This is a genomic window from Nocardia vermiculata NBRC 100427 (genome assembly GCF_001613265.1).
GTDB classification, from domain to species: Bacteria; Actinomycetota; Actinomycetes; order Mycobacteriales; family Mycobacteriaceae; genus Nocardia; species Nocardia vermiculata.
Genome location: NZ_BDCA01000003.1, coordinates 71,229 through 89,756 on the forward strand (window position 1 = coordinate 71,229; position 18,528 = coordinate 89,756).

The following is an 18,528-nucleotide window of genomic DNA, read 5'->3' on the forward strand; positions in this document are numbered from 1 at the left end:
TCGGTACAGAGCCCAGGCGTGTCGAAAACGTGGGCTTCGAATCGTCCAGGACCGGTATCAGTAGTGATAGCGCGCCTGTGCGATGAGGATGCTGGTCCCGGTTATCGCGTAGGCGAGGCGGTGTTCGTTCATCATTGATCCGGCGCGACCGGTAGCCCGGTCCGATAGTTGCGGGCAGCATTCCGAGTAGTGTGCTTACTCCGGCGGATCGACCAGGTGGGTGTTGATGCGGCCGAGGTAGTCGAATAGTCGAGCGCGTTCGGTGGGGTCGAGTGGCGCCATGATGTGGGCGTTGACGCTGTCGAGGATTCGGCCCAGTTCCTTCAGGCGGGATCCGCCCGATTCGGTGATGTCGATGATGTTGCGGCGCTTGTCTTTCGGGTCGGGGGTGCGGTGGACCCAGCCGTGGCTTTCGAGCGTGTTGAGGACCGCGACGAGGTCGCTCTTGTAGACGCGGGTGCGGTCGGACAGGGTTGCCTGGCTGGCGGGTCCCTGTTCGTCGAGCGCGGCGAGGACGATGAAATGGTCCTTGTGGGCGCCGGCCGCGCGCAGTGCGTTGCCGGCGACGCGGGCGGTCTGTGTAGCGGTCATGCCGAGTAGGCGGGACAACTGACCTTTGAGCCGGTCGGGCGTTCCCGGGCCGATGTCGAACCGCAGGTCGTCGTCGTTCTCCATGCGATAAGACTACCTCTTGCGTTAGTCCTCCTAACGGTCTACATTCGTTAGTGGGATAAACGTTAGAAACGTAAACGAATATGGAGGCTGTGATGGACAGCACCGAAACGATGAACAGCACCGAAACCTTGATCCGCGACCTGGCCGACCGGGCCGAACTCACCGAGTTGGTTGCCCGGCACAGCGTCTGGGTCGATGAGCGACGCTTCGACGAGACCGAGCAGCTCTTCACCGCGGATGTGGTCGTGGAGTCGATGCGTGGGCGAGCCGTCGGGATCGACGAACTCCACCGCGTCGTCGGCCATGGTCACGACCGTTATCTCCGAACCCTGCACAGTAAGAGCAATATCGTCGTCGAACTGGACGGCGACACCGCGGATGTGCGCGCCCACGACATCGGGGTCTACGTGCTGGACGACGACACCGAGGCGATCGCAGCAGCACAGCATCACTACGGTGCACGGCGCACCGAGAAAGGGTGGCGCTTCGATCGTTTGAAGGTCGTGCCGTTCGCCTTGACCGAGGCGATCGGCCGCAACCTGTAATTGCCCCGTCGGCGTGACCGGCGTACCGGGCAGTGTCCTCGATCATGTGCACATGGATCCACCGCAGTGACACCTCGCCCGGTTCAGCCCTTCTCGGACCGGCCCTCGAAACGACTCGTCCAGCGATACGGCGCGGCGAGGTCACGCCGGGGCGTAGCAGGAGTAGGTGATGCCGGAGTCGAACGCCTTCGTGTCCAGCAAATTCAGCTGCGGCAGCTCGAAGCCTTCCGGGAAGAGCCTGCGGCCGCGGCCCTGCACCACGGGGTAGACGAACAGCCGGTACTGGTCAACCAAGCCCGCTGTGATCAGTGCGTGGCAGAGCGTGATACTTCCGGTGACCACGATGTCGTGGCCCGGCTGCTGCTTCACCTCGCGGATCTCGGCGATGGGGTCACCGGACAGAACCACCGAGTTCTGCCACCGGGGATCGGTCATGGTCGAGGAGACGACATACTTGCGAACCTGGTTGAGATAGTCGGTGATTCCGGTGGTGTCGTCGGTCTGCTCGGGCCAGTAGCCGCGCAGGTCCTCGAAGGTCCGCCGGCCGACGAGGAACCCGTCGGCTCGCTCGTCTTGGCGATGCATCTCGTCGAGCAGATCCGAGCTGTCGCCGCCCTGGCCCTGGGGATCGAACCAGTCTCCGAGCATCTCGATCGAACCGTCGAGGGTGATGTTCTGGGTGATCGCGAGCGTTCGCATCGAGGAACCTCCCTTCGCCGTCGCAGGTGTGCACTCCCTGTGTAGACCGAAGAAGGACACTGGATTCATCGGTGGTGGACGACCGGGAATGATCAGCTCGGGTCGGAACCGCGGATGGCGGCGAACCAGGTGGCGGCCCCGGCGGCGACCACGGTGGCGCCGACGAAAGCGGGTAGTCCACCGCCGGCGACGTAGATCCAGAACAGGCCTGCGAAGGGCGCTGCCACCGCGAATTGGGCGTCGAGCAGGAGGCGGCGCCCGAGGCGTACGGACCGGGCCGCATGGCCGCTGCTGTCCGGATCGGATCGGCTGGGGTTGTCGATCAGGCGGCCCTTGGGTTCGGTGTCGCGGGCCGCGCCCGAGACGAATAGACGGTGGCCGTTCACCTCGACCGTGGCGTCGAACGACCCTTCCGCGTCGATGAGTGTGACCAGTGCCGGATCGAAATACACCGGGACCCAGCGAGTGGCGCCGGCATCGGTGCACTCCAACCAGGAGCGGCTGAGCAGCTGGTACTGCTGGCGCACTCGTCGCACGTGGAAATCACCGGCGGGAATCGTCCGCCACGGCACCACGGCGAAGGCGACGGCGAGCCGGAACCCGCTGTAGACCACGATGACCACGCCCACCGCCGCGAGCATGGCCAACTGCTCCAGATCGGCGAACGGCGCCCAGGCGAAGCAGATCACCAGGGCGCCGATCGTGGTGAGTACCGGGTACGCCAGCGGGTGGCCGGTACCGGAAATCACTTCAGGAAGCCAACTTTCGTCCAGTCGGGCGTGGCCATGCCGAAGGCGCCGATATTCGCGAGATTGTCACGCGTGGCGTAGGTGCCCGACGCCTGGTTGAGTGGCAGGGAATACCCTTCCTCCCAGATCATCTTGTCGCATTCGTTGGCCAGTTCGATGGCCTTCTGCGGATCGAGTTCGGAAATCGTTTCCTCGATCTTGGCGTTCAATTCCGGCGAGCCGATACGAGCCTTGTTGCCCTGGAGATTGTTCGGGTCGTAGGCGTAGATCTGGGGCAGTGCCCCGAGCGGAAGCACGCTACCGTTCCAGCTGAACTGGGCCAGATCGAAGTTGCCCGGATCGATGACATCGGTGAACAAGCCGGTACCGGGAACGGTCTGAATTTCCAGCTTCACCCCGACCTTCGCCAGCCCCTCCTGCACGATCTTGGCGGTATCGACCCAGGCATCCTGCTGATACATCACATCGCGCAGTACCAGCGGGCGGCCGTCCTTCTCCCGCACGTCGCCGTTCAGCTTCCAGCCGAGCGCATCGAGTTCCGCGGCCGCTGCCTGCGGATCGAACGCCACGGGCGCCGAATTATCCTGGTATCCCTTCTGTCCCATCATGTAGATGTGATTGTTGAGCGGCTCGGGGTCGGTCACGATGCCGTGCTGGCTGGCGTTGACGATGGCTTGCCGGTCGATCGCCTTGGAAATCGCGATGCGCAGCTTCGGATCCGAAAGCAACGCACCGGGTGCGCCGTTGAAGGTGATGTGCGAGAACTTCGGCTCCGAGGCGCGCCGCACCACGACACCCGGCGTGCCCTGGGCGCCGGTCACCATTTCCAGGCCCGACATATAGGCGTAGTCGATCTCGTTGTTCTGAATCGCGGCAAGCCACGCACTGTGGTCGAGCACGCTGAAGGTGATGGTGTCGAGCTTGGGAGCCGGACCCCACCACTTCGGGTTCCGGACCAGCGTGATCCGGTTCTGGGTCCGGTCGATCGGCCCGACCATGAACGGTCCCGCGCTCACGGGCAGCGTATTGCGTGCGGACTCGGCGAACGCCTCGGGGCTTTCGGTCACCGACTTCGGGTACAGCGGGTTGAACTGGCCCTTCCACTCGGAATAGGGCTTGTTGAAGGTGACGACGGCCTGCCGGTCGTCGACACCACGTTCCACCTTCTCCACCCGATCGAAGCCGCTGACCGCGGCCACCTGGTAACCCCGATCGGCGCCGGCCATGGCCTGCGCCTGTGAACGCATGTCCTCCCAGGTGATCGGGGTGCCGTCGGTCCACACGGCCTTCGGGTTGATGGTGTAGGTGACCTGCTGCGGACTGGTATTGGTGAGCTTGATATCGGTGAAGTAGTTGTGGTCGATCGTCAGATCGCCCTTGGCATCGCTCGAGAAGGTTTGCGGCAACGTCGGGGTGACCACCGAAGAGCTGGACTCGTCGCCGCCGTCGATATGCAGGTAGTTGAAGTTCGCCGGGAAGGAACTCAGCGGCATCCGCAAATTCCCCCCGTCCTGCAACGCACTCGGATCCATCGGGTTGATATCACTCTTCCCCGCGAGATCCACCGTGCTCGCCGTCACTCCCGTGTCGGCACTACAGCCCGACAACAGTAATCCGATCGCGGCCGCGGGAACCGCGAGCCGGGTCAATGTCGAACGAATCCGCATGGGCTCGCTCTCCTTTCGTCGGGACGTGCCGGCCTACTTCACGAAGCCGATCTTGGTGTAGTCGTAGGAGGCGAGGCCGGGTGCACCGAAGTTGGCGACATTCGTGCGCACGCCGAAATTGCCTGGATCCTGGGTGAGTGGCAGGGAGAAGCCCTCTTCGAAGACCTTGCGGTCCACCTGGTTGGCCAGCGCGATCGCCTTGGCGGGATCCAGTTCGCTGAGTGTTTCATCGATCAGCGCGTTCAATTCCTCGGACCCGATGCGCCCGAAATTGGTCTGCAGGTCGTCGGGGTGATACGCGTAGATCTGCGGAATGCTGCCCAAAGGGAAGGCGTCACCGGAGAATTGGAACTGGGCGACGTCGAAATCACCCGGAATCATCACGTCGGTGAAGAATCCCTGCCCGGGGCGGGTGTCGATGGTGAGTTTCACCCCGACCTTCGCCAGATCCCCTTGAATGATCTGTGCGATCCGCACCCACGTCGGATCGTTGTACATCACATCGCGGATCTCGAGCGGTCGCCCGTCCTTGACCCGCACATCGCCCTGCAGTTTCCAGCCCAGGGCGTCGAGTTCGCGAGCGGCGGCCTGCGGATCGAAGGGCAGGCTGTTGTCCTGATATCCCTGCTGGCCCTGAATGAAGATGTGGTTGTTCAGCGTCTTCGGGTCCGCGACCAGACCGTTCTGGGTCGCGTTCGCGATGCCCTGCCGGTCGATCGCCTTCGAAATCGCCACGCGCAATGCCGGATCGGCGAGGATGGACCCCGGAGCGCCGTTGAAGGTCAGGTGTCGCCACAGATTTCCGGGCGTGTGCCGCACCACCAGATCGGGTGTACTGCGAACGGTGGCGACATCCTCGATGGAAGACAGTCGTGCACCGTCCAATTCGTTGTTCTGCAGTGCCGCCGCGTAGGCGGACCGGTCCAGCACGCTGTAGGTGATGGTGTCCAGCTTCGGTCGTTCACCCCACCACTTCGGGTTGCGGGCCAGCACTACCCGGCCCTGGGTGCGGTCGGTGGATTGCACGACGAACGGCCCCGCGGTCAGCGAAATCCCGTTCAGCAGGGCATGGTTGAATGCCTCCGGATCGGCGGTCACCGATTTCGGATACAGCATCGAGTTACCCGCGAACTGGCCGCGCCAGTCGGCGTAGTGCTCTTTGAAGGTGATGACGGCCTGGCGGTCGTCGACCCCGCGCTCCACCTTCTCCACCCGGTCGAACCCACTGTTGATCGCGATCTGATAGCGCGTGTCGGCACTACTGAGTGCGTGCGCCTGAGAAGCGATGTCCTCCCAGGTGATCGGCGATCCGTCACTCCACACCGCTTTCGGATTGATGGTGTAGGTGACCTGTTGCGGATCGGTGCCGGTGAGCTGGATATCGGTGAAATAGTTCTTGTCGATCGTCAGATTGCCTGCGGCGTCGGTGATGTAGGAGCGCGGCATCAACGGCCAGACGATCTCGGCGATCTCGAGATTGTTACCGTCGACGGTGAGTGCATTCCAATTCGCCGGGAACGAGCTGACCGCGAGCCGCAGGTTGCCGCCGTCCCGGACCGCCTCGCGCGGTTGTGGATTGATGTCGTCGGCGGTGCCCAGCGCAGCCGGACCGCCGGTGGTATCCACCGAGGAACATCCGGCGAGCGCAATACCCGTTCCGATCGCGACCGCCACTGCGGCCAGCCGGAACGGCTTCGAACCTATCCGCACGATGAACTCCTAGCGTGAGACGACCGGAAGGGGCACCGCATCGATCAGTGCGCGGGTGTACTCGTGCTCCGGTGCCGCGAATATTCGCTCCGCCGGCCCCGATTCGACGATCCGGCCCTGGTACATGACCGCGATGTCGTGCGCGAGGTTGCGGACCACCGAAAGATCGTGCGAGACGAACAGATACGACAGCCCGCGCTCGGCCTGCAGGTCGCGCAGCAAATTCAGCACGCCGGCCTGGATGGATACGTCCAGTGACGACACCGGTTCGTCGAGGACCAGCAGTTCCGGATCCAGCGCCATCGCTCGGGCGATATTGATGCGCTGCTTCTGTCCGCCGGAGAAGTCGGCCGGGTAGCGGTCGGCATGTTCGGCGCGCAGGCCCACCTGTTTCAGCAGTTCCGGCACCCGCTCCCGGATCTCGTCACGGGAACGCCCGTCGATGCGCAAGGGTTCGGCCAAGGCGTCGAAGATCGGCAGCCGCGGGTCCAGGGACGAGGACGGATCCTGGAAGACGATCTGCAACTTGCGGCGGATCGCCCGGATGTCCGGCTTGGTGAGGCTGGTGACGTCCTTGCCGAAGATTTCGATCGTCCCGGCCTCGGGCTTCGCGAGATCCATGACCTGGGTCAGCGTGGTCGACTTGCCGGACCCGGATTCACCGACCAGGGCGAGCGTACGGCCGGCCCGCACCTCGAAATCGATTCCGTCCACCGCGCGCACCTCGCCGGTCCGGCGTTTGAAAACCACCCCCGAGGTCACCGGAAAAGTCTTGGTCAACTCCGAAACACGGAGCACCACATCGGTATCGGTCGTGGGTTTCGGCTCCGCACGGCCGGTTTCCTGTCGGAATGCGGCGAACAAGTCCGCGGTACCGACCGCATCGGTGCGAATACAGGCCGCCCGATGGTTCGGTGCGGTTTCCCGCAGCGCGGGCACTGCGGCGAGGCAGGAGCCGGTCGACACCGGGCAGCGCGGCGCGAACGGGCAGCCCGGCGGTAGTGCATGCATGGCCGGCGGCGCGCCGACGATCGGAACGAGTGGCGCTCGCGGCGGCCCGTCCATCCGCGGAATCGAGCCGAGCAGTCCCACCGTGTACGGCATCCGGGGGGCGTTGAAAACCTCCGCGGCCGGGGCGGTCTCCACGATCCGGCCCGCATACATCACCGCGATGCGGTCGGCCAGGGTGGCCGCGATACCCATATCGTGGGTGATCATGATGACCCCGGCGCCGGTGATGTCGCGTGCCTTGCGGAGCAGGTCGAGGATCTGCGCCTGCACCGTCACATCGAGCGCGGTGGTGGGTTCGTCGCAGATGATCAGTTCGGGATCGTTGGCGATCGCCATGGCGATCACCACGCGCTGACGCATGCCGCCGGAGAACTCGTGCGGGAATGCCTTGGCGCGCATAGCCGGTTCCGGAATGCCGACCAGTTCCAGCAATTCCACCGCTCGCTGCGCCGCCTCGGATTTACTCAGCTTCTTGTGTGCGCGCAGCGCTTCGGCGATCTGCTCGCCGACCCGGTACACCGGCGTGAGCGCGGACAGCGGGTCCTGGAACACCATGCTGATCCTCGAGCCCCGCAACCGGGACAGCTGCTTGTCGTCCATGCCGAGCAACTGCTTGCCCCGCAGCCGGATCGAGCCCCGCACCCGTGCCTGATCCGGCAGCAGCCCCATCACCGCCAGCGACGACACCGACTTCCCGGAGCCGGACTCACCGACGATGGCGAGCACCTCGCCGTCGGACACGGAGTAGTCGACCCCGCGTACGGCATCGATACGGCCTTCCTCACCCGGGAAGGACACGTGCAGCTCCGACACCTCCAGCAGCGGTGCGGTACCGGTCGCCCCGCCCGTGGCGGATTCGGTAGTGGGTTTCGTCATGCCGCCTCGGTCACCTTCTCCGGCTGGTCCGCCGGTGCCTGCTTGCCGCGCGCGCCGGCCTTCTTGTCGGCCTTGCGGCCCGCCCGGGCCCGTTTGGCGCTCGGATCGAACGCATCGCGCAGGCCGTCACCGACCAGGTTGGCGCACAGCACGATCGCGATCAGGAAACCACCCGGGAACAGGAACAACCACGGGAATGTCAGCGCGGATTTGGTGCCGAAGGCGATCAGCGAGCCCAGCGACACATCCGGCGGCTGCACACCGAAACCGAGGAAGCTCAAACCGGTTTCGGCCATGATCGCCGCGCCTACGGCCAGCGTGGTGTCGATGATCAGGATCGAGGCGATGTTCGGGACGATATGGGTGACGATCACCGAACGAGTGGACGCACCCATATAGCGTGCCGCGCGGACGAATTCGCGTTCCCGCAGGCTCAGTGTCAGACCGCGCACGATCCGGGCACTGATCATCCAGCTGAAGGCCGCGAGCAGCACGATCAGTAGCAGAATCGAGCTGCTGCCCTTGGTGCGTGGCGCGAAGATCGCGATGACGATGAAGCTGGGCACCACCAGCAGCAGGTCGACGACCCACATGATGGTGCGGTCGGCCCAGCCACCGAGCAGACCCGCGATCGAGCCTGCCGTTACCGCGATCAGCGTGGTCAGCACGGCCACGCAGATGCCGATGATCAGCGACTTCTGCAAACCGTGCAGTGTCATGGCCAGCATGTCCTGGCCGATCTCGTTGGTGCCGAAGGGATGTTTCGGTGTCGGCGGCTGCAGCAATGCGTAGGAATCGCGCTGCCGATAGTCGTAGGACAGGAACGGCGGGACGGCGAACGCGCAGATCAACATGAGGATCAGCACGGTGCCGCCGACGAGTGCGGGTTTGTTGCGCAGGAAGCGGCGCCACACCAGCTTTCGCCGGCCCGCGGCGGCCGGTTCGGGCGCACCCTGGTTGATGATCTCGGTTTCGGTCATGAATGAGCCCCGATCATCCGACCCGCACTCGCGGATCGAGTATGGCGTAGACGATGTCGGACAGCAGGCCCGAGATGAGTACCACCAGCCCGGCGAACACGGTGACCGTCACCACGATGTAGAGGTCCTGAGCGTTGATCGCATCGACCAGCCACTCACCCACGCCGTGCCAGCCGAAGATCTTCTCGGTGAAGGTGGCACCGGTGATCAGGCCGCCCAGGCTGTAGGCGAACAGCGTCGCCATCGGGATCAGCGCGGTGCGCAGGCCGTGCTTGTACAGGGCGCGCCGCCTCGTCAGACCCTTCGCGCGGGCCGTGCGGATGAAATCGCTCTGCAGCACATCCAGCATCGCGTTGCGCTGATAGCGGGAGTAGCCGGCCATCGCGCCCAGGGCCAGGCCCAGCGTCGGGACGACCATATGTTGCAGCCGGTCCACGAACTGATTCCACAGCCCGTGCACGGCCGTGGCCGATGTTTCCCCGGTATAGAGGAATATTTGTTGTCCGGTCGCCGTATTTATCGACAGCGCACCATATTTCAGCAAAGTGGCCAGCAGGAATACCGGAATACTGAGGACCAGGAGCGAAACAATCGTCGTGAAGTAGTCGCTGAATCTGTATTGGCGAATCGCGCCGGCCGCACCGATCAGCACCCCGAGGACCGTGCCGACCACCGAGCCGATGATCAGCAACCGCAGACTGACCCCGATCCGCCGCGGCAGTTCATTGCTGACCGGCTGCCCGGACAATGTGGTGCCGAAATCTCCGTGCGTCACCACTCCGGTCACCCAGGTGGCGTAGCGCTGCGGGATCGGCTCGTCGAGGTGCAGCTCGGCGGCCTTGGCGTCGATCACCGACTGCGGCGGCCGTGGATTTCGCTGCTCGAGGCTGTCCAGTGGGCGAAATGTCAGCGAAGCGAGACTGAACGCCAGGAAGGACGCCAGCGCCAGCAGCACGACATAGTTGAGCGCACGTCGTAGCAAAAAGCCGGTCATCGGTCCCCTCGGGTCGGTTGCTAGCCCCTGATCATAGGGAATGGTCCCGGTGCTGCCGAGACATCATCCGACATCGTGCACCACTTCGGGCCTACCCGCAGTCGGGGCGCGAGCAAACGATTACGGACCCGCCGGTGTTTCGGGCAGGATGGAATGGGTGACGCGTCTGCCGAAGCCGAAAATGGTGGCCACCGATGTCGATGGCACCCTGCTCGACGAATGGGAACGGGTGACCCCGCGTACCCGCGTGGCGGTGGGCGCGCTGCTCTCCGACGGTGTGCCGTTCGTCCTGGCCACCGGCCGGCCACCGCGCTGGATCGACCCGGTCATCGACGGGCTCGGCTTCCCGCCACTGTGTGTCTGTGGCAACGGCGCGGTGATCTACGACAGCGCCGCCGACCGCATCCTGCACAGCACCACCCTCGACGTGGCGAGTCTGGAATGGATCGCCGAGCTCGCCGAACGGATCCTGCCGGGCTGTGGCCTGGCCGCGGAACGGGTCGGCCGCAGTGCGCACGACGCCGCCACACCGCAGTTCGTCAGTTCCCCCGAGTACGAGCACGCCTGGCTGAATCCGGACGACACTCAGGTCTCCCGGCACGAGGTGATCTCCGCCCCGGCCATCAAGATCCTGGTGCGGCTGCGCGGCACCGACAGCGCCGATATGCGGGCCGCCCTCGCCCCCCACCTCGTCGGCCGCGCCGATATCACCTACTCGACCAACAACGGCCTGATCGAGATCTCGGCGCCCGGGGTCACCAAGGCCGCCGGACTCGAAGTGGTCGCGCAGCGCCTGGGAGTGGATCCCACCACGATGGTGGCCTTCGGTGATATGCCCAACGACGTGCCGATGCTGCAGTTGGCCGGGCACGGCGTTGCGATGGGCAACGGGCACGCCGAGGCCAAGGCGGCCGCCGACGAGATCACCGCCACCAACTCCGACGACGGCGTGGCGCGGGTGCTCGAACGCTGGTGGGACAGCTGAGCCGAGCGCACCCGGCCGAGCCGGGCCGGTGCGAGACGGTACGCGACCGAGTCGAACATCGCTGCGAGCACGTGTGGCTCGACGCGCCGGACAGGCCCTGGAGGCTCCACCCCTGATCGTCGGTGACGTATGGCTCGGCGCCGCGTTCACGCCGGCCCGGTGCATTGACTACCTGTCTCGGTGCACTGATCGCGCTGCCAGGTGCACTGGTTGCTCTCCCGATGCACTCATCACACTGTCGGCGGACGGGCCCGGGAGCTGATGCGCGAGGCACCCCGCCACTTCGGGCGGGGTGCCTCGTTCTGGGTTCCTATGGACCTGCAGGTGCCGGTGCTGCCGGTGCGGGGGCCGGCTCTCCCGGTGCCGGTGCTGCGGGTGAGGGATCTGCCGGATCGGCCGGTGCGGCCGGTGCCGGCGCCGGTGGTGTGGCTTCGACCGGTGTCCGTCCCGGTTCCGTCGGCGCGGCTTCCGCTGGAGCCGGTGTGCCCGCCGTCGGTGCTGCCTGCCCTTCCGGAGCAGGTGCTACAGCGGCTCCCGGCTGCGGTGTGGCATCGGGTCCCGCGGGCTGCGGGCCACCTTCGGGTGCCGGCAGTGCCTCCGGAATCGGGTCACCCGCCGGACCTTGCTGGGGATCACCGTGTTTCAACATCGTCGTGACAATGCCGGTGGCCGTGTTGAGTACCAGTGAGCCGAGCGCGAAGTCGGCGCGTTCCCCGCCAGGCACCGGATACGGATTGCGCAGCGGCGCGCCCAGTGCGCCGGTGGCGCCGCCGAGCTGAGCGAAACGGTCGAGAAGTTGTCCGGCCAGTTCCACGACGGAACCGTTCTGGTCGGCGTAGACGTACCCGTTGACGAACTTCGCGTACTGTCCGCCGTTCGCGGTCGGGGTCGGCTCGGTCGCCGCGGCACCGAGGCGTCCGTCCGGACCGCCCTGTGCTGCCCAGTATTTCGCGATGATGTTCTTGTCGACCATGCTCAGCACCTTCTTGGTGAGCGTGGCCAGTGCCGCGAGGTCGGTCTGCGGACGTTTCTCCGGTGCGGGACTGCCCGCCACACCCGCGGCGATGCCGCGGATCTTGTCCATCAACGCGTACGCGGCGTCACCGGGGCAGGTGGTGTTGCCGACGTCGCGGTGGGCGAACACGACCGGCAGATCTACCGCTTCACCCTTCGGGTGCGAAGTGAAATCGGTGCCCTCCGAATACATCCTGGTGTGGCCCTCGGGATCCAGCCCGGCAGTCTTGGCCCGCCATCCGATGAACTTGCCGGTCGCCTCCAGCTGGGCGTCGGTGGGCGGCTCCGTTTCGAAATCACCCATCATCGCCACACCGGAGGTGTTCTCGTTGAATCCACCGGCGTGCGCGCCCTGTACCGGTTTGTCCAGGCCTCCGTAGCGGCCTTCGAAGATCTGGCCGTACTTGTCGACCAGCGCGTTGTAGCCGATATCGCACCAGCCCAGTGTTTTCGCGTGATAGGCGTAGATCGCGCGGACGATGCCCGCCGACTCGGCCCGGCTGTAGTCGTTGCGACCGGCCGTGTGGTGCACGGTGATACCGCCGAGCCCGTCGTCGTAGGTCGGCTCCTCGCAGCGCAGCGATTCGTCGGCGCCCCACTGCGCCCGGCTGACCACCTTGGGCCCGCCGGCGGCCACCGGGGTGGCGATGGAGTTGAGCTTTTCGTCGATCGCGCCGCGTCCGGGATTGATCAGTACCGCCGCCAGCTTGTCCGCGGCGTCCTGTGCCGGATCGCCCTGGGCCGGTGCCGCGGCCGGTGTCGGTCCCGGTTTGTGGGTGGTGAGAATCTGCACGGCTTTGGTCTCGCCGACGTAGATCGGTTCGGTGCCGACCCGATCCGGGGCCGCGGTGTGGTCGTCGCGGCCGGTGTCGACCTTCTGCGCCGGGAACCACGGACCCCAGTTGCCGTCGCCCTGTTGGGCGCGGATCAAGGAGGTGGAGTCCACCATCTCCTTCGCGGTGAGCGCAACCATGCTGAACGGGGTGTCGCGGGTGAGTTCCTTGACGTCGGCGCCCACGTCGTCGGCCATATCGGGCGGGAGGGCCTGCAGCGCGGGCGCGGACGGATCGGCGCCCGGAATCTGGGCGGGATCGAGGCGAGCGGCGACGAATTGCGGGCCGGACCGGGGCGTACTCGCGGGCGCTGCCTGGGCGGGGGCCGCCGGAGACGAGGTCGTGGGCGCGGCGGTGCCGGACTCGGCCGGTGCCGGCGATGCGGGAGCCTCCGGGGCGGCAGTGCCGGGGGCCGGTGCCGATGTCGCGGGGGCCGCCGGCGTCGAGGTGGCGGGGGCCGCTGGTGCAGGGGCTTGCGGGGTGACCGGTCCGGAGTACGGCGTGGGAGTGGGTGTCGGTGTGCTGGTGGCGCTCGGCCGATCGCCGAGCTTGGGTAGTGGAATCTCGCTGGGTAACTGCACACCGGGCGGGGCCGGCAGTCCGGGCGGTACCGGAATCGATTCGGGCAGCGGCAGTGTCCGCAGGTCCGACAGGTGTAGATCGGGCAGATTCAGGCCGGTGAGGGTGCTCAGCGGCAGTACCACATCGGGGGCCGACGACAGTGCGACCTCGGCGAGCTCCGCCGGTACTGCTGCAAGATCGCTGTCACCCGCTGGTTGGTAGCTGGGAGATTCGCGCACGGTCAGCGTCACGAGTGGAGCGGCGACCGCGAGGGTTGCCACCACTGGGAGTAGGACGGAACGTTTCGGACGGCGGTACGGCACGAGCATCTCCCATTCAGGTAGAACCGGTGACCGTCAGCGCGGAACGTGGAGTGATTCCTGACGGATCCATGGTCACAGTAGCCCCAAATGCCACAAATCTAAACCTCTGATTGAGGGTTAGATCTATGATAGCTCCACGGTAACTTCTCGATAGCTAGACGAGATCAGGACATGCCGGGCGGACGGTGCGTTCGACGGAGCACCGGACCGCTCGTCGAACCCGTTGGGAGACAGGATGAGTCAGGATCGCGCGACCGGCCTTCGTGTAGCAGCAGGCGCCGAGCACGGCGGGAGAGTGGCGGCGGCCTGGGCCCCGGTGGGGACAACGATCTCGTCGCGCGCGGCCGGTCGCGTCGCTTCGGCACTACCCGGAGGTCGACTATGACCCGCGGCGCGGAGTACGAGGTCGGGCCTACAGTGCCGGTGAACAGCACCGCAGCCTCGACCACCGGTGCTGTGGCAGCGGTGACCGGCTCCGGGGGCATTGGTCCGGAAGTCTCGGACGCGCCGACGCCGCCGCGGCCCGACACGCCCGCCGCTGCCGCTGTTTCGTGCCGGAGCATCGTCGCACCTCCGACCGGATCGCAGGGCGGCGGCGCCAATCGATTCCGGCGCCACCGGGGTGGACAGTTGCGTCGTCGGCGGATTCGGCGCGGCGCGCTGATCGGATTGGTCACGATCCCGGTCGCCGGGGCCACGGTGCTCGCCGTGGCGCTGCCGATCCTGCACGGATCGGCGCCGCACAATGCCGCCCACGAGGCCGCCGCGGGCCCCGGCCACGGCCGCGGAATGAGCCAGGTCGGCGCGTTCGATCAGGCGACGGGCGGAGCCACCGCCGACGCGATCCTCGCGCACTACTACCCCGGCGCGCAGCTCACGACCATCGGCCCTACCACCATTCGGGTGCGACTGTCCGTCTACGACAACCAAACCCTCGACGTGTACTCCGATTCCGGTCTGATGGTCGGCGGCCGCCGCGTCGTCGCCGGGCAGGCCGCACATCTGACACCGACCGCGAACGGTGGTGCCAACGTCGTGGTCACCAGCGGATGTGACGGCGACGTGCTGTGGCAGGGCGCCACCGACGACCCGTGGGCGTACCCGGCCGCTGCCGGCTCGAACCGCCCACCGGCCGAACATCTGAAGGTCTGCGACGGCTCCACGTTCCGTGGGGCGCTGGGAGTTACCCAGGACGGCGGACAGCCCGTCACGGTGAACCAGCTCGATGTCGAGGACTATCTGCTGGGAGTGGTGCCCGCGGAGATGCAGGCCAATTGGGCCGACAAGGGCGGCGCGGAAGCATTGCGCGCGCAGGCGATCACGGCCCGGTCCTATGCCCTGGCCGAACAGCGCTACCCCTATGCACAGACCTGCGATACCACCGACTGTCAGGTCTACCCGGGCACCGAGAAGGAAGATCCGCGGGCCGCAGCCGCGGTGAGTTCGACCGCCGGCCAGGTGCTGCTGCGCGACGGCCGCCTGCTGCGCAGTGAGTATTCGGCCGCACCGGGTGGCGGACAGCCGATCGACGTCGACACTCTCGAGGTCGGACCCACTCCCGCCGAGCTCGAATCCGCTCCCGCCGCCCCGGCCGCTCCCGCTCCGCCTGCCCCCGCGGCTCCCGAACAGCAGGTTCGGGGAGATACCGCGATCGAAACCAAGTACGCCCAAAGCGGCGGCGCCGCCGGCCCACTGGGCGATCCGATCGGCCCGGAATCCCTGCTCCCCGGCCGGGTGGGCACCTTCCGCCTCTACTCCGGCGGAGTCATCATTTCCACCCCCACCCTCGGCGCCGAGATAGTCGACTTCGCCCGCCTCCTGCAGGTGGCCCCCGAAGCCGCACAGAGCGCGGAAGGACCACAAAACCCCGCCCCCGCAGCGCAATCCACCCCCGGCGCGCCGGAACCGACACCAGACACGCCGACACCCGGCCCAGCCGACCAGAGCTCCCCGGCGCAGCCCGGTGCGGCCACCTCGGACCGACCGGGTCAGGCAGCCCCGAATCAGCCGGAGCCGAGTGTGCTGGCGCAGCCCAGCGATAGCACCCCACAGTCCGGCGCGCCCCGGAACTGATCGAGCACAGCGGAACCATCCCGGCAATTCACAGTGCGCCGGTGTCGCTGCCGCGCGCCGGCCTTCAGCTCGATACAGGGGACAGACGCCGAGTTGTTCGAGTGTGCCTATCACTTGGCTGCCGGCGTTGGCCCCCGTACGGTGGCTCGTTCGCCGCCTTCTGTGTCGCAACGATATTCGCTGCCGGGGTCTTCATCTTCGCCGCACTCGACCGCGCGGTGGCTCGACGCGGGGCGCGGTTGATCGAAGGCGGCGGTACCGGCCTGTTCTGTGAATCGCACCGGTGTCGGCGGCAGGCGGTAGAGTGCCAGCTCGACAGAAGGGGGGAGGCAGATGAGCTACCCGTATGGTCAGGCCGAGTACCCCGGCGGGTATCCGCCGGCCGGTGGGGGCTATCCGCCACCGGGTTATCCGCCACCGGGCGGGTATCCGGGCTACCCGCCCGCCGGGTATCCGCCGGCGGGCTACGCACCCTACGGTTACGGCTATCAGGAGCCCGCGCCGAGCGGCGGTGCCGCGATTACCGCCGGGATATTCGCGCTGATTCTCGCCCTGCTGGCCGGTGCGGGCGTGGTCGGGCTCATTGCCGCGGGGACGAATCTGAACGACTCCGGCTACAGCAGTGGCGACGGAGACCCGCTGTTCATCGCGGCCATCGTCGACGGCGTGATCGCGGTGTTGTGGGCCACCGGCGCGATCATGCTGATGTGCCATAAGAATGCGGGCCGGATTCTGCTCGTGATCCTGTCCTCGCTGGGCTTGGTGGGTGGGCTCGTGGGTCTCGTCGCGGCGTTCGGCGCCGGCATCCCCGCGAGCTCGATCGTCGGCATCGTCGGCCTGCTGCTCGCGGTCCTGATGCTCTGTCTCACCCTGTCCGGTTCGGCCAAGCGCTGGTGCGGCGCGGGTGCGCCCGCTTATCCGCCCGCCGCGTATTACGGTCAGCCGCCGTATCCGTACTGAGGTCTGTGATGGCGTATCCGTATCCGCAACCCGACTACGCGGCGATTCCCACCAGGCCAGGCGGGGGAGCGGCGATCACTGCGGCGATGCTGGGGTTGCTGCAGGGCCTGGCGGTGACCGGTTTCGCGGTGTTCGGGGCGGTAATGACGCGCCAGGAACGGGCGGAGGGATACGAGGAGACCTCGTCATTGGTGGCGGTGGGGGTCTTCTCGGCGGTCGGTTCGCTGCTGCTGGTGGCCGCGATCCTGCTGTTCTGCCGCCGGAAGGCGGGACGCTACATCCTGATGGTGTGGGCTTCGCTGACCATGGTGGCCGTGGCCTTCATCCTGGTCATGACGGCGGTCACCGACGACCTGTCCGATTCCGATGTGGTCGCCTTCAGCATCATGCTGTCCGTGGTGGTCCTCATCGAGCTACCGATGCTCGTCTGCACGGCCATGAGCTCCACCGGCCGCTGGATCGCCGTGCGCACCCAGCCGAGCTCGGCGCCACCGGCAAGCTACCCCCAGCCGACCTATAACCCGTACTACTGAGCCGCACTACCGGCAGGACAGCACCGTAATACCCACCGGACAGTGGGCCGATCCCCACTGCCGACACCCACGGCGTGCAGACGCGGCGACCGGCTACGGCTACGCTGGGCTCCCGTGACCGTCGCAGCTCCCTTCGATCTGATCGTCGTCGGCTCCGGATTCTTCGGGCTGACCGTTGCCGAACGCACCGCCAACCTGCTGGGTAAGCGGGTGCTCGTGATCGAGCGCCGCTACCACCTGGGCGGTAACGCGTATTCGGAGCCGGAACCGGAAACCGGAATCGAAATCCACAAATACGGTGCCCACCTCTTCCACACCTCGAACAAGAGAGTGTGGGACTACGTCAACCAATTCACCGACTTCACCGGATATCAGCACCGGGTTTTCGCGCTGCACAAGGGCCAGGCCTACCAGTTCCCGATGGGGCTGGGCCTGATCTCACAGTTCTTCGGCCGCTATTTCACGCCGGAGGAGGCGCGTGCCCTGATCGCGGAGCAGTCCGCGGAGATCGACAGCAAGAACGCCGCCAATTTCGAGGAGAAGGCGATCTCGTTGATCGGTCGCCCGCTCTACGAGGCGTTCATGCGTGATTACACCGCCAAGCAGTGGCAGACCGACCCCACGGAGCTGCCCGCCGGAAATATCACTCGGCTGCCAGTGCGCTACACGTTCGACAACCGGTATTTCAACGACACCTACGAGGGACTGCCGACCAAGGGCTACACCGCGTGGCTGGAGAAGATGGCGGAATCGGATCTGATCGAGGTCCGGTTGAATACCGATTGGTTCGAGGTGCGCGACGAAATCCGCGCGCAGAACCCCGATGCACCCGTGGTCTACACCGGCCCACTGGACCGCTACTTCGATTACAGCGAGGGCGAACTCGGCTGGCGCACGATCGATTTCGAGACCGAGGTGCTGGAAACCGGTGATTACCAGGGCACTTCGGTGATGAATTACAACGACGCGGACGTGCCTTTCACCCGAATCATCGAACCTCGCCATTTCCATCCGGAGCGTGACTCGTATCCGGAGGACAAGACGGTGATCATGCGGGAGTACTCCCGTTCCGCCCAGACCGGCGACGAACCGTACTACCCGATCAACACTCCCGAGGACCGCGCCAAGTTGCTGGCCTACCGGGAGCGCGCGAAGAATGAAACCGCTACGGCCAAGGTTGTTTTCGGTGGCCGACTGGGTACATACCAGTATCTCGACATGCATATGGCCATCGGCAGTGCGCTGAGCGCCTTCGACAATGTGCTTCGTCCGCACCTGGAATCCGGCGCTCCGCTCGTGGATTCGGAGTGACCGGAGTGCAACACCGGCGCCCTCAGCCC

Annotated in this window: 15 protein-coding genes and 1 pseudogene; 6 read left to right on the forward strand and 10 right to left on the reverse strand. The window is 66.1% G+C overall.

What is annotated here, in order from left to right; all coding sequences use genetic code 11:
• Positions 1-195: 195 nt before the first annotated feature.
• Entirely contained in the window at positions 196-675 is a 480-nt protein-coding gene (locus NV2_RS06195) for a MarR family winged helix-turn-helix transcriptional regulator (RefSeq protein ID WP_067870498.1), read from the reverse strand.
• A gap of 92 nt (positions 676-767) precedes the next feature.
• Between NV2_RS06195 and NV2_RS06200 the strand changes: the two genes are divergently transcribed.
• Positions 768-1,220 (forward strand): nuclear transport factor 2 family protein, encoded by a 453-nt coding sequence (locus NV2_RS06200; protein WP_245662473.1) that lies wholly within the window; start codon positions 768-770, stop codon positions 1,218-1,220.
• 19 nt (positions 1,221-1,239) lie between these two features.
• Here NV2_RS06200 and NV2_RS32630 read toward each other — a convergent pair.
• From NV2_RS32630 to NV2_RS06235, 8 genes and pseudogenes are all read right to left on the reverse strand, one after another.
• Positions 1,240-1,365 (reverse strand): annotated as a pseudogene (locus tag NV2_RS32630) (hypothetical protein); the annotation flags it as partial.
• Entirely contained in the window at positions 1,362-1,919 is a 558-nt protein-coding gene (locus NV2_RS06205; RefSeq protein ID WP_067870500.1) for a dihydrofolate reductase family protein, read from the reverse strand. The pseudogene NV2_RS32630 and the gene NV2_RS06205, both read right to left, overlap by 4 nt.
• A gap of 92 nt (positions 1,920-2,011) precedes the next feature.
• Complete coding sequence (locus NV2_RS06210; protein ID WP_245662474.1) at positions 2,012-2,668, reverse strand: hypothetical protein; 657 nt, start codon at positions 2,666-2,668, stop codon at positions 2,012-2,014.
• Entirely contained in the window at positions 2,665-4,335 is a 1,671-nt protein-coding gene (locus NV2_RS06215; RefSeq protein WP_067870502.1) for an ABC transporter family substrate-binding protein, read from the reverse strand. The genes NV2_RS06210 and NV2_RS06215 overlap by 4 nt, the downstream gene beginning before the upstream one ends.
• A 33-nt stretch (positions 4,336-4,368) precedes the next feature.
• Positions 4,369-6,045, reverse strand: a complete 1,677-nt coding sequence (locus NV2_RS06220) for an ABC transporter family substrate-binding protein (protein ID WP_067870504.1) — start codon at positions 6,043-6,045, stop codon at positions 4,369-4,371.
• Positions 6,046-6,054: 9 nt separating this feature from the next.
• Complete coding sequence (locus tag NV2_RS06225; protein WP_067870506.1) at positions 6,055-7,932, reverse strand: ABC transporter ATP-binding protein; 1,878 nt, start codon at positions 7,930-7,932, stop codon at positions 6,055-6,057.
• Complete coding sequence (locus NV2_RS06230; protein WP_067870508.1) at positions 7,929-8,912, reverse strand: ABC transporter permease; 984 nt, start codon at positions 8,910-8,912, stop codon at positions 7,929-7,931. Before NV2_RS06230 ends, NV2_RS06225 begins: the two co-directional genes overlap by 4 nt.
• Before the next feature lie 13 nt (positions 8,913-8,925).
• Entirely contained in the window at positions 8,926-9,906 is a 981-nt protein-coding gene (locus NV2_RS06235; RefSeq protein ID WP_067870510.1) for an ABC transporter permease, read from the reverse strand.
• Between the two features lie 148 nt (positions 9,907-10,054).
• Between NV2_RS06235 and NV2_RS06240 the strand changes: the two genes are divergently transcribed.
• Positions 10,055-10,891 (forward strand): Cof-type HAD-IIB family hydrolase, encoded by an 837-nt coding sequence (locus tag NV2_RS06240; RefSeq protein WP_067870512.1) that lies wholly within the window; start codon positions 10,055-10,057, stop codon positions 10,889-10,891.
• Between the two features lie 310 nt (positions 10,892-11,201).
• Here NV2_RS06240 and NV2_RS32635 read toward each other — a convergent pair whose 3' ends face one another.
• Positions 11,202-13,628, reverse strand: a complete 2,427-nt coding sequence (locus NV2_RS32635; protein WP_067870514.1) for an N-acetylmuramoyl-L-alanine amidase — start codon at positions 13,626-13,628, stop codon at positions 11,202-11,204.
• 417 nt (positions 13,629-14,045) lie between these two features.
• Between NV2_RS32635 and NV2_RS06250 the strand changes: the two genes are divergently transcribed.
• The 4 genes from NV2_RS06250 to glf all read left to right on the forward strand — a co-directional run bounded on the left by NV2_RS06250 (position 14,046) and on the right by glf (position 18,499).
• The gene (locus NV2_RS06250) at positions 14,046-15,695 is read left to right on the forward strand and encodes a SpoIID/LytB domain-containing protein (protein ID WP_245662475.1); all 1,650 of its coding nucleotides are present in this window, start codon (positions 14,046-14,048) and stop codon (positions 15,693-15,695) included.
• Positions 15,696-16,028: 333 nt separating this feature from the next.
• Complete coding sequence (locus NV2_RS06255) at positions 16,029-16,655, forward strand: hypothetical protein (protein WP_067870516.1); 627 nt, start codon at positions 16,029-16,031, stop codon at positions 16,653-16,655.
• 8 nt (positions 16,656-16,663) lie between these two features.
• A complete protein-coding gene (locus NV2_RS06260; RefSeq protein ID WP_067870518.1) occupies positions 16,664-17,188 on the forward strand; it encodes a hypothetical protein in 525 nt (174 codons plus the stop codon).
• A gap of 114 nt (positions 17,189-17,302) precedes the next feature.
• A complete protein-coding gene (gene glf / locus NV2_RS06265) occupies positions 17,303-18,499 on the forward strand; it encodes a UDP-galactopyranose mutase (RefSeq protein ID WP_067870519.1) in 1,197 nt (398 codons plus the stop codon).
• Positions 18,500-18,528 lie beyond the last annotated feature (29 nt).